General features: G+C 40.5%; 16 protein-coding genes. 3 read left to right on the forward strand and 13 right to left on the reverse strand.

The features are described from left to right. Nucleotides 1-18 precede the first annotated feature (18 nt). Nucleotides 19-441, reverse strand: a complete 423-nt coding sequence (gene rplK / locus AC4PHI_RS09320) for a 50S ribosomal protein L11 (RefSeq protein ID WP_492199638.1) — start codon at nucleotides 439-441, stop codon at nucleotides 19-21. A gap of 428 nt (nucleotides 442-869) precedes the next feature. Between rplK and sdaAB the strand changes: the two genes are divergently transcribed. Beyond that, the gene (sdaAB, locus tag AC4PHI_RS09325) at nucleotides 870-1,538 is read left to right on the forward strand and encodes an L-serine ammonia-lyase, iron-sulfur-dependent subunit beta (protein ID WP_492199639.1); all 669 of its coding nucleotides are present in this window, start codon (nucleotides 870-872) and stop codon (nucleotides 1,536-1,538) included. Nucleotides 1,539-1,547: 9 nt separating this feature from the next. Beyond that, nucleotides 1,548-2,411: an L-serine ammonia-lyase, iron-sulfur-dependent, subunit alpha gene (sdaAA, locus tag AC4PHI_RS09330; protein WP_492199640.1), complete on the forward strand. Its 864-nt coding sequence runs from the start codon at nucleotides 1,548-1,550 to the stop codon at nucleotides 2,409-2,411. Nucleotides 2,412-2,502: 91 nt separating this feature from the next. Here the strand turns inward: sdaAA and nusG are convergent, their stop codons facing one another. The 3 genes from nusG to rpmG form a co-directional block, all read right to left on the reverse strand. Beyond that, nucleotides 2,503-3,045, reverse strand: coding sequence for a transcription termination/antitermination protein NusG (gene nusG / locus AC4PHI_RS09335; RefSeq protein WP_492199641.1), 543 nt, complete (start codon nucleotides 3,043-3,045; stop codon nucleotides 2,503-2,505). Nucleotides 3,046-3,206: 161 nt separating this feature from the next. Continuing rightward, complete coding sequence (secE, locus tag AC4PHI_RS09340) at nucleotides 3,207-3,377, reverse strand: preprotein translocase subunit SecE (protein ID WP_492199642.1); 171 nt, start codon at nucleotides 3,375-3,377, stop codon at nucleotides 3,207-3,209. Between the two features lie 16 nt (nucleotides 3,378-3,393). Continuing rightward, complete coding sequence (rpmG, locus tag AC4PHI_RS09345; RefSeq protein ID WP_126808097.1) at nucleotides 3,394-3,546, reverse strand: 50S ribosomal protein L33; 153 nt, start codon at nucleotides 3,544-3,546, stop codon at nucleotides 3,394-3,396. A gap of 150 nt (nucleotides 3,547-3,696) precedes the next feature. On the opposite strand from rpmG, the gene cbpA reads away from it, so the two are divergent. After that, nucleotides 3,697-4,344: a cyclic di-AMP binding protein CbpA gene (gene cbpA / locus AC4PHI_RS09350; protein WP_492199643.1), complete on the forward strand. Its 648-nt coding sequence runs from the start codon at nucleotides 3,697-3,699 to the stop codon at nucleotides 4,342-4,344. Between the two features lie 60 nt (nucleotides 4,345-4,404). Here the strand turns inward: cbpA and ileS are convergent, their stop codons facing one another. The 9 genes from ileS to AC4PHI_RS09395 all read right to left on the reverse strand — a co-directional run bounded on the left by ileS (nucleotide 4,405) and on the right by AC4PHI_RS09395 (nucleotide 14,667). Beyond that, entirely contained in the window at nucleotides 4,405-7,191 is a 2,787-nt protein-coding gene (gene ileS, locus AC4PHI_RS09355; protein ID WP_492199644.1) for an isoleucine--tRNA ligase, read from the reverse strand. Nucleotides 7,192-7,516: 325 nt separating this feature from the next. Beyond that, entirely contained in the window at nucleotides 7,517-8,311 is a 795-nt protein-coding gene (locus tag AC4PHI_RS09360) for a DivIVA domain-containing protein (protein ID WP_492199645.1), read from the reverse strand. An 18-nt stretch (nucleotides 8,312-8,329) separates the two neighbouring features. Further along, a complete protein-coding gene (locus AC4PHI_RS09365; RefSeq protein WP_492199646.1) occupies nucleotides 8,330-9,115 on the reverse strand; it encodes a YlmH family RNA-binding protein in 786 nt (261 codons plus the stop codon). 30 nt (nucleotides 9,116-9,145) lie between these two features. Continuing rightward, nucleotides 9,146-9,415, reverse strand: coding sequence for a YggT family protein (locus tag AC4PHI_RS09370; protein ID WP_492201575.1), 270 nt, complete (start codon nucleotides 9,413-9,415; stop codon nucleotides 9,146-9,148). A 14-nt stretch (nucleotides 9,416-9,429) separates the two neighbouring features. Further along, nucleotides 9,430-10,047: a cell division protein SepF gene (locus tag AC4PHI_RS09375; protein ID WP_492199647.1), complete on the reverse strand. Its 618-nt coding sequence runs from the start codon at nucleotides 10,045-10,047 to the stop codon at nucleotides 9,430-9,432. Then, nucleotides 10,044-10,739 carry a YggS family pyridoxal phosphate-dependent enzyme gene (locus AC4PHI_RS09380; RefSeq protein ID WP_492199648.1) on the reverse strand — a complete coding sequence of 232 codons (696 nt, stop codon included), beginning with the start codon at nucleotides 10,737-10,739 and terminating at the stop codon, nucleotides 10,044-10,046. Before AC4PHI_RS09380 ends, AC4PHI_RS09375 begins: the two co-directional genes overlap by 4 nt. An 11-nt stretch (nucleotides 10,740-10,750) precedes the next feature. After that, nucleotides 10,751-12,019 (reverse strand): cell division protein FtsZ, encoded by a 1,269-nt coding sequence (gene ftsZ / locus AC4PHI_RS09385; protein WP_492199649.1) that lies wholly within the window; start codon nucleotides 12,017-12,019, stop codon nucleotides 10,751-10,753. A 24-nt stretch (nucleotides 12,020-12,043) separates the two neighbouring features. Further along, entirely contained in the window at nucleotides 12,044-13,366 is a 1,323-nt protein-coding gene (gene ftsA, locus AC4PHI_RS09390) for a cell division protein FtsA (RefSeq protein ID WP_492199650.1), read from the reverse strand. Nucleotides 13,367-13,545: 179 nt separating this feature from the next. Beyond that, nucleotides 13,546-14,667 carry a cell division protein FtsQ/DivIB gene (locus tag AC4PHI_RS09395; protein WP_492199651.1) on the reverse strand — a complete coding sequence of 374 codons (1,122 nt, stop codon included), beginning with the start codon at nucleotides 14,665-14,667 and terminating at the stop codon, nucleotides 13,546-13,548. Nucleotides 14,668-14,685: the final 18 nt, after the last annotated feature.

A 14,685-nucleotide genomic window follows, 5' to 3' on the forward strand; every position in this document is an offset into this window, starting at 1 on the left:
CTTTGTGATTACTAAAAATTATTCGACTGTAATCCCCATGCTTCTTGCAGTACCTTCGACCATGCGCATAGCTGCTTCAACATCAGCTGCGTTTAGATCTTCCATTTTAAGTTCAGCAATTTCTTGTACTTGCGCTTTCGTTACTTTAGCAACTTTGTTTTTGTTCGGCTCTCCAGAACCTTTGTCTACTTTTGCTGCTTTTTTCAAAAGAACAGCTGCCGGCGGTGTTTTTGTAATAAATGTAAATGAACGGTCTTCATATACAGAAATTACTACTGGGATGATCAAACCGATTTGATCTTGTGTACGAGCGTTAAACTCTTTAGTGAATCCCATAATGTTGACACCTGCTTGTCCCAATGCTGGTCCTACCGGTGGTGCCGGTGTTGCTTTCCCAGCTGGAATTTGTAACTTAACAATTTTGTCTACTTTTTTTGCCACGTGACATACCTCCTTAAGTCCGTGATGTGGTTAATTGGAGCTAAGATTTCTCCTCCCACGATTCTTTTCGCAAAGAAGTGTGAAATTTACACACCCATATATTATACAATGATTTCTAGAAAAAGCAAGATTATTTCCCTTGATTTGACGTGCATTCTTTATCAGAATTAAATTAGAATGCTTTTCTTACAATTTGATCTCAGTTGTCACTGTCGGATTCACAAAAGTTCGGGAGAATTCAAGAGACACTAGAGTCCATGTTTTAAGCTTAGAAAGCGGATGACTGTTGCGCATAATCATTAACATAACTGATTCTTTAACATCAAATAAATTTTTTCTAATTTGATTAATTATATAACAGTTATTAGTTGGAAAATCCCATTTTTATGTTAAGATGGGGACGGATAAACTTGAAAGGGGTTTTGCCGATGAGCAACAACCAGTTTAAAAGCGTGTTTGATATAATTGGGCCTGTCATGGTCGGTCCCAGCAGCTCCCACACAGCAGGTGCAGCACGCATCGGAAAAGTCGTACGTCAAATTTTTGGAGAACAACCCGAAACGGTGGACATCTTGCTTTACGAATCTTTTGCAAAAACTTACCGGGGACATGGTACGGATATTGCCATTGTGGGCGGACTGCTTGGCATGGAACCAGACGATCCCAGACTAGCTGACTCTTTAAAAATCGCCTATGAACACAAAATGGAAGTTTTGTTCATCCCTAAAAAAGAAGCGGCTGAGCACCCTAATCAAGTCACTTTGATCTTGAAAAAAGGCGAAAGAAAAATGCGGATTACCGGGATTTCCATCGGCGGAGGAAACATTCAAATATCAGAGCTAAATGGATTTAAAATCCATATCAATTTGGGAACACCGACAGTCCTAATCGTTCACCAAGACGTGCCTGGAGTAATCGCTGAAGTGACCGATGTCTTCCGTCAAAAAAATATCAATATCGCCACAATAACCGATTCACGGGCAGCCAAAGGTGAACAAGCGATTATGATACTTGAGATTGATGAACATCCGATAACAGATACTATTGAAAAAATCAAAGAAATTCCACACGTTCACAAAGTCGCTTTCTTTGTTTAGGAGGTTAAAATGTTTAACACAATCGAAGAATTAGTCGAGCTGGCTAATCATTGGGGATCCGTCGCTGAAGCAATGATTCAAGTAGAAATGGCCCAAATGAAAACCAGCAGAGAAGAAATATTAGCACTTATGAAAAGAAAAAAAGAGGTCATGTTTCAATCAATTGAAAAAGGAGTGGCAGGAGTAACTTCAGTCACCGGACTGACAGGCGGAGATGCCAAAAGATTGCACTCTTATCTCAATGAAGAAAACTTTCTTAGCGGTGAATACATTTTGACTGCGGTACAAAATGCCATCGCCGTCAATGAAGTGAACGCGCAGATGGGATTGATTTGCGCCAACCCTACTGCCGGCAGTGCGGGAGTAGCCGCTGGTGTACTGGCAGCAGTGACCGAGCAAAGACAATTGAACGAAGAACAACAACTGCAATTTTTATTCACAGCAGGAGCTTTCGGTCTGGTCATCGCCAACAACGCTTCCATCAGCGGTGCTGCGGGCGGATGTCAAGCTGAAGTCGGATCAGCCAGCGCCATGGCAAGTGCCGGACTTGTAGAAATTTCCGGTGGTACTCCTGAACAATGTGCACAGGCAGTGGCTATGACGTTGAAAAACATGCTGGGATTGATATGTGATCCAGTGGCCGGGCTAGTCGAAGTCCCTTGTATAAAAAGAAATGCCTTGGGCGCCTCTCAAGCGTACATCACGGCTGATATGGCATTAGCTGGTATCACCAGTGTCATCCCGCCAGACGAAGTCATCGAAGCGATGAATAGTGTGGGAATGCAAATGCCTTCAATCTTTAAAGAAACTGCCGAGGGGGGCCTGGCAGTAACACCTACCGGCAAAAAGATAAGTCAACAAATTTACGGGTAGTTTTTAACTCTCTGACATAATCAGATAAAACAACTCTCAGAAAAATAAAAAAGCCGTGCAATCTTAACAGTTTGCATGACTTTTTTCTGTTTTATAGTTTATCTACTTGATCAAAATCAACTTCAGTGGAGGTTTCACGTCCGAACATGTTAATATTTACTTTCAGTTTGTGACGCTCGTTATCAATTTCCGTAATTTCTCCTGTCAAATTGGCAAAAGCTCCTTCAATGATGGTTACCACGTCTCCCAAATCAACATTCAATTCTGTGTGACGTTTGCTCATGCCTAGTTTCCGTAAAATTACTTCGATTTCTTCGCTTAACAACGGAGCAGGTTTGCTTCCGGCACCATGGGAACCTACAAAACCTGTAACACCAGGTGTGTTTCTGACCACATACCATGAATCATCTGTCATGACCATCTCAACTAGCACATAACCAGGAAAAGTTTTTTTCATGTTGATTTTTTCTTTGCCATTTTTCACTTCACGCTCTTCTTCTTCCGGGACTACCACACGAAAAATAAAATCTTCCATTCCCATGCTTTGAGCACGTGACTCAATGTTTGCCTTTACCTTATTCTCATAACCCGAATATGTGTGCAGGACATACCATTGCTTTTCAAATGTTTCCATTTTTTTCGATGCCTACTTTCTTATAAAATAAAAAAACCTCAGCCGCATCCGAAGTTTTCCTCAAAACCAGTATAACACTGAACCAGTCCATTGGCTAGCAATTTATTGTGCTAATTTTCAAAGTTAAAAAACGAAAAACAATTGTTTTTCGTTTTCCCATGCTATTTAGCAAAAAAAGTAACCAAAATATTTAATGCATAGTCAACAATCCCGAAAAATATAACAAACAGTACTGCTGTCTGGATAACGATTGCTACATCTTTACGGAGTTTTTTTCCTGTCGGCCATGTCACAAGTTTTAACTCTTCAGCCGTTTCCTTGAAAAATTTCATTCCTTTAAGCCTCCTGCTACTTGGTTTCCCTGTGAATCGTATGTTTTTTACAATATTTACAAAATTTCTTCAGCTCTAAACGTTCTGTTCTTTGTCCCTCACTGATCACTTTTGAATAATTGCGAGACCCGCAGACCGAACATGCTAGAGAAGTTTTTTTAATTGCCATAATATCAGCGCCTTCTCACTTGAGTTTACTCATATACATTACCATTATTCAAACCTAGTGTCAATTCTGCGCAACAAAAAGATACAACTATTCAGTCTCTTCTTTTTATGATAAAATGGGGATGATAAAGGAATTGGAGGGATGCTTTCTATGCTAATTAAACAAGTCTGTATACCTAAACGAGATCTGACAACGGTCAATGAAAATTGCACGTTGGAAAAAGCTCTTGAAATACTCGAAAAATCCGGGTTTCGATGTGTGCCCATCCTTGATGATACGGGAAAGATTTTTCGGGGAAATATTTATAAAATGCATATTTACAAACATAAATCTGAAGGCAAAGATATGCAGCTGCCTGTGACTCATTTATTGAAAAATGCCACAAAGTTCATACATTTAGACTCCTCTTTTTTCAAAATATTTTTTACCATCAAAGAATTACCGTACATTGCCGTACTAGATGAACACCAGCAATTTTATGGGATACTCACCCACAGCAAATTGCTGAATATTTTGGCACAATCTTGGAATGTGAACGAAGGCCGTTACGTAATCACTGTTGCAACAACGGGCAACCGGGGCGACTTATCCAACGTAGCAAAAATCATTTCAAGACACGTAAACATCACAAGCTGTATCACATTAGATGTTGGACAGGATGAATTCATCCGCAGAATGCTGTTCACACTTCCGATCGAAACTACCGAAGAGGCATTAAAAACGATTATCGACCAGCTGGAACGTAGAAATTATGGTGTTATCGAAGTCGAAGACCTTCAAAAAGAACGGGAAAGATAATTTTATCCCCTTAGTCAGATATTTTCCTGACTAAGGGGATTTTTTATTTTCTCAATTCAATTATTCGAAACCTTCTGCCACAGCTTCGGGAAAGTTTTCTTCCACAATGTCCGCACAACGATGACACAGTGTCGGCAACTGCTGATGGCTGCCCACATCTTTCTTAACTGCGCGGCAACGTTCGCAAACTTCTCCTTCGGCTTTTTCCACTAGCACTGCCACTTGGTCGAACGTCAAAGCTTGTTTACTTGGGACAGTTCCTGCCGGCATGATTTCCAGCTGTGAAACAATCAGTAATTGAGCCAAATCAGTATCCAAACTCTTAAACAGAACCTCTGTCACTTCATTTGGATAAAGAGTGACTTTTGCTTCAAAGGATTTCCCGATCATTTTTTCATTTCGGGCTTCTTCCAGAGCTTTCAAAACATTGTCCCGCACTTTCATAAAGGCGGCCCACTCTTCCATCAATTCTTCCTGATTTTCAAAATCAGCAGCTTCAGGCATTTCTGCCAACTGAACATACTCTTCTTCTTCTTTTAAATAATGCCAGATTTCTTCGCTGGTGTGAGGCAAGATCGGCGTCAATAATTTTGTCAATGCTACCAACACATCATAGAAAACTGTCTGCATACAACGGCGGCTGTAATCTTCCTCAGCTTCGATATAAACAACATCCTTGGCAAAATCTAAATAGAATGCAGATAAATCTACTGTACAGAAGTTTACGATTGTTTTATAGACAGTAGAAAAAGAATATTTATCATAACCTTTTTCTCTGACTGCTCGGATCACTTCATTCAGACGTACCGTCATATATTTATCCACGGAGCGAAGTTCCCGGTAATCCACGCGGTGTTTTGCAGGGTCAAAATCACTGGTGTTTGCCAATAAAAATCTCATGGTGTTACGGATTTTACGATAGATTTCAGAAATTTGCGTGAGTGTATTCATATCCACACGCACATCCGACTCATAGTCTACGCTGGCAACCCAAAGTCGTAAAATATCTGCACCCATCTGTTTGATTACCTTGCCTGGCTCAATCGTATTGCCTAAAGATTTACTTTGTTTTCTTCCTTGTGCATCCAATGTGAAACCTTGGGATAACACGGCTCGATAAGGTGCGACACCATTGATAGCAACACTGGTAGTGATACTTGAGTTAAACCATCCGCGATATTGGTCCGACCCTTCAAGATACATATCCGCAGGAAAACTTAAATCATCTCTTGTACGCAAAACCGCTTCGTGAGAAGAACCAGAATCAAACCAGACATCCATGATGTCATTTTCTTTGGTAAATTTCCCATTAGGACTGCCTTCATGAGTGAAGCCTTCAGGGAGCAACTCCTCAGCTTCCCGGTCATACCAGACCCGTGAACCGTGAGCCGCAAATAAATTTGCCACATGCTCAATCGTTTCCGGTGTGATGATTGCTTCGCCGTTTTCAGCATAAAAAATCGGTAAAGGAACTCCCCATGCCCGTTGCCGAGAAATCACCCAGTCTCCCCGGTCGCGCACCATGTTATATAGACGAGTTTTGCCCCATGGAATAATCCAATCGACTTTCTCGATTTCAGATAAAATATTCTCTCTGAATTTATCGATGGAAGCAAACCATTGCGGTGTGGCTCTAAAAATCACCGGTTTTTTCGTACGCCAATCATGAGGATAGCTATGGGTAAAGAAATCTAGTTTCAGCAATGCTCCTTTTTCCTTCAATAATTCTGTGATCATCGGATTGGCTTTGTCATAAAATACGCCTTCAAATCCCGGTGCTTCATCAGTGAACACACCTCGGTTATCTACGGGAGATAAAATTTCTAAACCATATTTGTGTCCGATTTGATAGTCATCATCCCCATGCCCTGGTGCTGTATGGACAAGACCTGTACCGGCTTCCAGTGTGACATGGTCTCCCACTAACACAAGAGAATCACGGTCATAGAATGGATGCTGTGCTATCAGCCGATCCATCTGGCTGCCTTTGATTTCTTTCAGAACTTCATAATTTTCCCAGCCGATTTCCTCAGCCACGTGTGACAATAATTCTTTTGCCACCACATATTTTTCTCCTTGAGCTTGCACCACAACATACTCAAAATCAGGATGAACGGAAACACCTAAGTTAGCCGGCAATGTCCATGGCGTGGTCGTCCAAATAATCAGCTGGGCATCATCATCGATAACACCTTTGCCGTCCTTCATTTTAAAAGCAACGTAAATAGAAGGAGACTTCACATCTTTGTATTCAATTTCAGCTTCAGCTAAAGATGATTCACTGGAAGGAGACCAATAAATCGGCTTCTTCCCTTTGTAAATATAACCCTTTTCAGCCATCTTGCCAAACACACGAATCTGTGCGGCTTCGTACTCAGGTGTCAGCGTGATGTAAGGATTATCCCAGTCTCCTGCCACCCCTAATCGTTTGAAATCTTCCCGCTGCGTATCGATTTGCGATAAAGCGTAATCGCGGCATTTATCCAAATATTCTGAACGGCTCATTTTTTTCCGGTCGACGCCTTTATTCGTCAAGACCTGCTCGATGGGCAACCCATGCGTATCCCAACCGGGAACATAGGGAGACCGAAATCCCGACATGGATTTAGAACGTATGATAATGTCTTTACTGATTTTATTCAATGCATGTCCTAAATGAATATTCCCATTTGCGTAAGGAGGACCGTCATGCAAAATAAATGTCGGCTTTCCTTTATTTATTTCCTGTCTTTTTTCATAAATTTGTTTTTCTTCCCAGTCTTTTTGCCATTCGACTTCTCTGACCGGGAGATTCCCCCGCATTGGGAATGCTGTTTTTCCAAGTTGCAGCGTGTCTTTCATCTTCATTCCGATTTTCTCCTTCTTCCTAACGATTCCATATTTATCCTATGATTAGAAATAATCTACGTTAACATTTTTTATTTATCTATTAAAAATAAAAAACACTTCGCCCCAAAATAGGGACGAAGTGTTCGTGTTACCACCCAGATTCCAAATAAATACCTGTTGATTTATTTGCTCTTGCCATTCGTAACGTGAATGAATCGGCAAGTACTATGTTCGTTTTCATACTTGCTTTCCATGAAGGATCTTTCTTATTTTTAGGGTCCGTCAACCTTTCACTATCGTTGACTCGCTTTTAGGAATAAAAATAAGCTTTTCTGTTTCATGCTTAGTCTTGTGAACGTCTCACGCGACTATATTTTGGTTTATTTTTTTCTACTATTTCATCATTATTTTCTTCAGCTTCAATGGCGTCCAACTCGATTGCCTGGGTATGCCCTTCAGCAATATTTTCATCTGAAGGTTCAACAACTTCAGTCAAAACTTCCTCTGTTTCTTCGCTCACAAACATTTGCTGTTCGTTTTTTAATTTTTCCTCACTCTCCAGCAGCTCTCTAACGTGAGAATGCCGCTCGTCCATATAGGTAGAGAATGGTTTCAGCAGTTCATCCCATTCGCGGCCTTTAACGATTTCAAGTTGTGATTCCAAAAGCAGAGAAAGATTGCGGTGAAACTCTCTCGTTTTTTTCTTCAAATCATCTGTTTCATTGGCCAATTGAGAAGCCTGAATTTGAGCAGTCTTCAAGATTTCCGAAGAAATCCGGTTAGCATCTGCAACAGTCGCTTCTGCTGTAGCATTGGCTTCATCCAAAATTGCTCTGGCATCTGCTTGCGCAGTGCTCACCAATACGTCAGATTCTTTTGACGCAGTATTTTTCAATTTATCTGCGGTATCTTGCGCCACGATAATTGATTGGTTCAAAGCATCTTTCAATTCGTTAAAATAGGTCAGCTTTTCTTCTGCATGCTTTAAATTCTTTTCCAACTCTTTTACTTTTCTAACGGATTCTTCGTAATCATCAATCACCTGATCCAAAAAATCATCCACTTCATCTTGATTATAACCTTTAAATTTTGTAGAAAATGTTTTATTCTTGATATCCAACGGAGTTAATGCTGCCATGCCGTTCACCTCTTGATTTTAATTTTTTATTACACCAACAATCAAACGAAACTTGTCTTTTCGTGTTTTTCCGTCCAATTCTTCCAAACGAAAACGTCCATATCCCCTGACAGAAACAGTGTCGGCTTTTTCAATTATACTATCAGCTCGTTCCACACCGCTCCAATTAATCTTTACTTTACTGGATTCTACCAAAGATTTAGCTTTTTGTCTTGAAATTTGAAAAATTTCAGAAACAAGTACATCTACTCGTAAAGAACTGACAGTAGCGGTCTCCATTTCCCAATCATCTTGGGGAAGGATGACATCGTTTATCGTCCGTTCTTCCAACCTGACACTGATATTTCCAATTTTTATCAACTGAGTGACCACATAGTTTTGAACATTTTCGCTAATAAAAAACTGCCAGCGGTCCCCGTCAGTGATGATATCACCAAAATATTCCCGTTTAATCCCTGTTCCCAACAATGAACCCAAGATATCCCGGTGCTTTAACTCAGCAAACTTTTTGGGATACAGAATTTCGTAAACAGCTGTTTCAAAATCCTCTGCTGCCGGCTGATAGTATGAAGGATAAATCAATGCCCGCTTTCTTTCCGCCTCTTTATATCCCCCATTGAAGGAAAGCTCCAACTCATCACTTGAGGTCCTTAAAATCGTTTCAAGCAAAAATTGCTGTCTGGGATCAAGAAAATCAGTCAGAAAAGGGGAATAAAACTGATCCACCTGATAGATCCAGTCATTTATTGAATCAAGAAAAGGATGCTCATCTTTTCGAAAATGTTGATAAACATTTGCCTCCACAGATAATCATCCTCCCACGATTTTTCAAATTTACATAAAAGCAAACATAAGCCGTACTAAAACTCTTGATACAAGATTCAATACGAAAATTGCAGCTATGATAGTAAAACCTATCCCGCCAAAGTTTAAATTAAAGCGGTCAAACAGCCTCAGATAAGGCTCACATATCCGGGCAAGCAACTGACCAAAAAAATTATCATACCCTCCCGGAAACCAGGAAAGCAGCGCATATAGTGCTAGACAAACCGAATAAATTTCAATCGCCTTAAGCAAATAATATAACAAACTTGCCAAATTAATTCCCACTTTCTTAATTAAAAATCAGAAAACTGTGTGCGTAATAAACTTTTGGCAACGGCACTGTCAATTTCCATATTAGGCGGTGTACAAATAAACATCAAGCCATCCAATCGTTGAATGTCTCCATCCAAGGCATACACCGTTCCTGTAAGAAAGTCAACAATTCTTCTTGCTTGGGCCTCTTCGACAAGGCGAAAATTAATAATCACTACCTCGTTGCGGAAAATCGCCTTAGCAATGTCTTTGGCTTCCGTATAAGTACGCGGCTCGATTATGGCTATTTTTTTCACCTGTCCATCACCTTTAACTTTACCTTGATATTTATTTTCTGCCCTTGATTCTCTGGAGACAACAGCTTTTTCCATACTCAAAATATTGCTGTCGTTTCTAACTGCTGACTCACGAGCCGATGATGACCGATTCACTTTCTGCCTGCCACCAGACTCAGTATTCTGTCTGCTCTTAGTCTCACTTGCCGGTTGATTTGAATATTGAGATTGATGATGAGCTGGTTGCCGAACTTCCTGAGTCGCCTGCACAGGCTGTGAATACTCAAAATCATTTTCATAATCACCGGCTCCATCCAAGCCAAAAAATCTTTGTATTTTTTCAGTTGTCAATGCAAAACTCATTTGTGCTCACCCTCTTCATCATGATTTTCAAACAAACTTGTTCCAATTCTTACAAATGTAGCTCCTTCTTCCACTGCTATTTCAAAATCATTGCTCATTCCCATACTAAGCTCAGAACATGGGGCATGAGGCAGGTTTAATTCAGCTATATCATTTTGTTTGTCCGCAAGTTGCCTAAAATGCGCTCTGATGATTTCCGGCGATTCATCCAAGGGTGCCATGGTCATCAATCCTACAACTTGAATTTTATCAAATTTTTCTAAATCCTTAATAAATTCTTCTACGCTATCTAAAGAAATTCCTTGTTTCGTTGCTTCGCCTGAAACATTCACTTGAACAAAACATTTAATCACTCGAGTGGCTCTTTTTTGGATTTCTTTGGCTGTTTTAAGCCTGTCAAGCGCATGAAAATAATCAATATCGTTAATTATATCTTTTATCTTTCTTGTTTGCAAGGTACCAATCAGGTGCCAAGTGACCTGATGCTCGTCTTGGAGCTGATGCTGTTTTTCCAATAGTTTTTCTGCACGGTTTTCCGCCAGATCCGCTACACCCAGATTCACCAATTCTTCTGCACAGGCACTTGTCACCGATTTAGTCACCGCTACAAGAGTCACTTTCTTTTTCTTCGGGGCTTTTTGAATCGCTTGATCAATTTTAGTTTTGATAACCTTTAAATTTTCCTCAAGCATTCCAAATTCTCCTATCTTCTTCTTCTAAAAAATGGTGGTGTATTTAATTCTTCGTCATCATCATTTTTACCATTAGAGTCGGGCTCTCTTCTGAAAGTTTCCAGCTCTCTTTTTTCCATTGTCTCAAAATCAGCATCGCTGATGACTTCCCGCTGACTTGGCTCTTTACGGATATCCCAATCACCAAAGCCGCTTTCGTCTTCTGGAGTTTCTGTTTTGACAGTATCAAACTCTACAGGAGGTCTGCTGATTGTTTGAGGCTGTTTTGGAACAGCAGTTGAGCGTGGACTGCGTGATTTAGAGCGCCCTTTTTTTTCTTTTTTTGAAGAATCGATACCTGTTGCAATCACTGTCACAATAATCTCATCTTGTAATTCTTCATTGATAGAAGTACCCAAAATAATGTTCACATCACCGTCAGCTGCTGCTGCGATAATGTCAGAAGCATCTTGTGCTTCAAATAATGTCATATCCAAACCGCCAGTAATATTTAGCAATACTTGCTCAGCACCATCAATAGATGTTTCAAGCAATGGCGAAGAGATAGCCTGTTTCGTAGCTTGGATTACGCGGTCTTCCCCGCTTGCCGACCCGATTCCCATCAAGGCAGTTCCTTGATTTTGCATCACTGTTTTAACGTCGGCAAAGTCCAGATTGACATAGCCCGGAGCAGTGATCAAGTCAGAGATCCCTTGAACTCCTTGACGTAAAACATTATCAGCTTCTTTGAAAGCTTCCAAAATCGGAGTCTTTTTGTCAACGACTTCCAGTAACCGATTATTAGAAATAATCAATAGAGTGTCGACATTTTCTTTTAATGCAGAAATTCCTTCTGCTGCGTAGCGGCCCCGCTTCGGTCCTTCAAAACTAAACGGACGAGTCACTACACCAACTGTCAATGCGCCTAAATTTTTAGCGATACGGGCAACTTCCGGTGCAGCACCTGTACCAGTACCTCCGCCCATTCCGGCAGTAATGAAAATCATGTCTGCGCCTTCTAATGCTTCAGCGATTTGCTCTTCGCTTTCCTCGGCAGCTTTTTTCCCAACATCAGGTTGCGAACCAGCGCCAAGACCGCGAGTATATTTTGGCCCAAGTTGGATAAGAGTTTCTGCGTTGCTGTCACGCAAAGCTTGGACATCTGTGTTGGCAACGATGAATTCAACGCCTTTGACATTTTCTTCAATCATTCTGTTGATAGCATTGCCGCCGCCGCCGCCCACACCAATAACTTTGATAACAGCGCCGTCTTCCATGTGGTTATCTATTGTAAATTCCATTTTCGCTTTATCCTCCCATATTGATTAGTCAAAAATATTTGAAATGAAGCCCTTCACCTTATCAGTCATTTTCTTTCCAGTTTTTTCTTCCTCTGGATAGTCGTCATAAGCTGGCGGCTGTTCTTGTCTGATTGGTTCGGCAGGCTCTTGTGTCTGCTGGTAAGAACTTTCCGCTGCCGGTTTAGTTCCCGTCACGGCATATTTTGAAATTTGATGAATTTCACTTAGTTGTGCCGCATATTCCACAATGCTGATTGCATTAGCGAAAATTGGATTTCTCAATCCCATATGATTAGGGACATGAAGTTTAACATGGACGCCTAGAACATCAGAAGCCAGCTCAACTACGCCAGGCAGACTGGCATTGCCTCCTGACAGGACTACTCCGCCAGGCAAATCCAACGAATCTATTTCAGCCAAGGCTTCTTTCGCCTTTGTCAAAATTTGTTCCTCACGAGCTTCGATTATTTCAGAAAGGTAGCGCTCATCAACTTTTATAGGTTCGTTTTGACCGATGACATCCACAGGAAACTCTTCAGAAGAAGATGTCCTTTCCGGATAAGCATCGCCGTAATTGATTTTCAACGCTTCTGCATTAGTCAGAGATGTGTTGAGTACAACGGAAATATCTTTAGTGACGTATTCGCCGCCTTCTTGCTCAACATGGGTGAATTTTAGTTGATGTTCATGCATGACAGCAGTGGTGGTTTGACCTCCACCCATATCAATGATGATCGTTCCAAAATCTTTTTCACCACTTGATAAAATCGATTCGGCCAATGCTAAAGGTGTAATCACCATCTCGTCTAATTGTAAACCTGCTTTTTCAACACATTTTTTGATGTTGTGAATAATGGTTTTTGGTCCCGTATAGACAAGACCTTTCATATCCAAACGAACACCAATCATCCCTCTAGGATCTTTGATTCCGTCAAAACCGTCCACCTTATATTCTCGTGGAATAATCGTAATGATTTGACGTTCCGGCGGTGTTGAACGGACGATTGCTGCCGATGCCACATTTCTGACGTCTTCGTCAGTGATTTCTTTAGACTCGGTGCTTACTGCGATCATGCCCTCACATTGTTCCACTTCCAAGAGATTTGCAGGAAGCCCCACATTTACTCTCCTGATTTGAATACCTGATTTTTCTTCTGCTTGTTTAATTGCGCGTTTAATAGTTGCGACTGCTTTATCAATATCTACAACGATGCCTCTGCTCAAGCCTTCTGACTTCGCATTGCCAACGCCAATAATATTTATTTGTCCTTCGATATATTCAGCTACCACAACTTTTACGGATGTAGTTCCGATATCCAGGCCAACGTATATTCCTGTGTTTGCCATGACAGGTGCTCCCTCCTACATATTTTCTTACTTTTTGAATGTTTTATTTTCGAACAATTTAGCTTAAAATTCAAAAGATTCCTACTCTTACTAATTCTACCATAAATTGGAAACATTACAAAACAAGAAAACGTAAATTAATCATTAATATTTTCTGTTTTTTCAGCATTTTCAGAGACTTACTGATTCGCTGATTTTTCTTGTTCTTCTTTTTCTACTTTCTCTTGTTCATAGGATTCTTTTGTTGCAAAAGAGTAGGTAAAGACACCTGCTTCCATATCTACTACACCAGGTTCTGACATTTGACTAGCAACTTCATCATAATAGCCTATTTTTTTATCTAAATTCATCACAGAGCCGATAATCTGATTGTCATCTTTCAATCTGATGATGACTCGATTCACATTATGCTTTGTTGGAGACAGAACGATTTCAAGAATATTTTCCTGCATCGTTTCGTCCATGCCGTGATAAATTGACATCATTTTTTCTAACTTGTCGCCATTTTCAAAATTTGTAAAAACCGGAAATTCCTGATGAGTTTGTTCTACTTTTTCATCAAGGATTAGTCCGTTTTCCAATATCAGGAAAAACTCCCCATCTTTCTTTGCGTAGGCAACTTCTTCATATTCTTGAACGGTCAACAGGATATTATTAATATGACTGATGCTCCGTGTGACTGATTTAACCCTTGGATTCTTTTTCTTGACATCACTTAATGCTTTTTTGTCAAAGTATGCCTGCCAAAAGAATTGATCTTTTTTATAGTTAGTTGACTGGGCAATATCTACTTCAGAAACTTTTTCAGTCCCTGAAATTTCCAGTGCACTTAGTTTGCTGATAGGCGAGACATAATACACTAAAGCAAGAGTTGCCACACCAAAAATCCCCACGATCAATAATAACCGCCGCTTCAAACGAAGCCTTCGTTTCTCTTTCATTTTTGGCAATTTATCTGCAAATGATTTCGATTTAGGTAATTCTCTGGGCTTTTCCTCGTTAGCATCGTCTTTTTCAGGCGGAGGTTTTTCTCCATCTTCTGGCGGCACTTCGCCAGAGGTTTCTAGCAGAATAAATTGCGTGTTTCCTATCTCAACCTTTTTCTCATCCGGCCGGTCTGAAGCATCGCTCTCCTCCTGCCCCTTAAAAGACAGTTTCTCAACTTCGTTCTCTTTTGGTGTTTCCAGCCATTGGGGCTCTTTGCCTTCTTGCTCAAGGTACTTTAAATTCTCTTGCTGCCAAGGAGTAAGTTTCTTATTATTTTCAGAATCATTACCTGTTTGATTATCTTTAATTCCCACAAGACTTACCTCCTTAAT

The sequence above is a fragment of the Vagococcus sp. QWL-13 genome, from assembly GCF_058683555.1.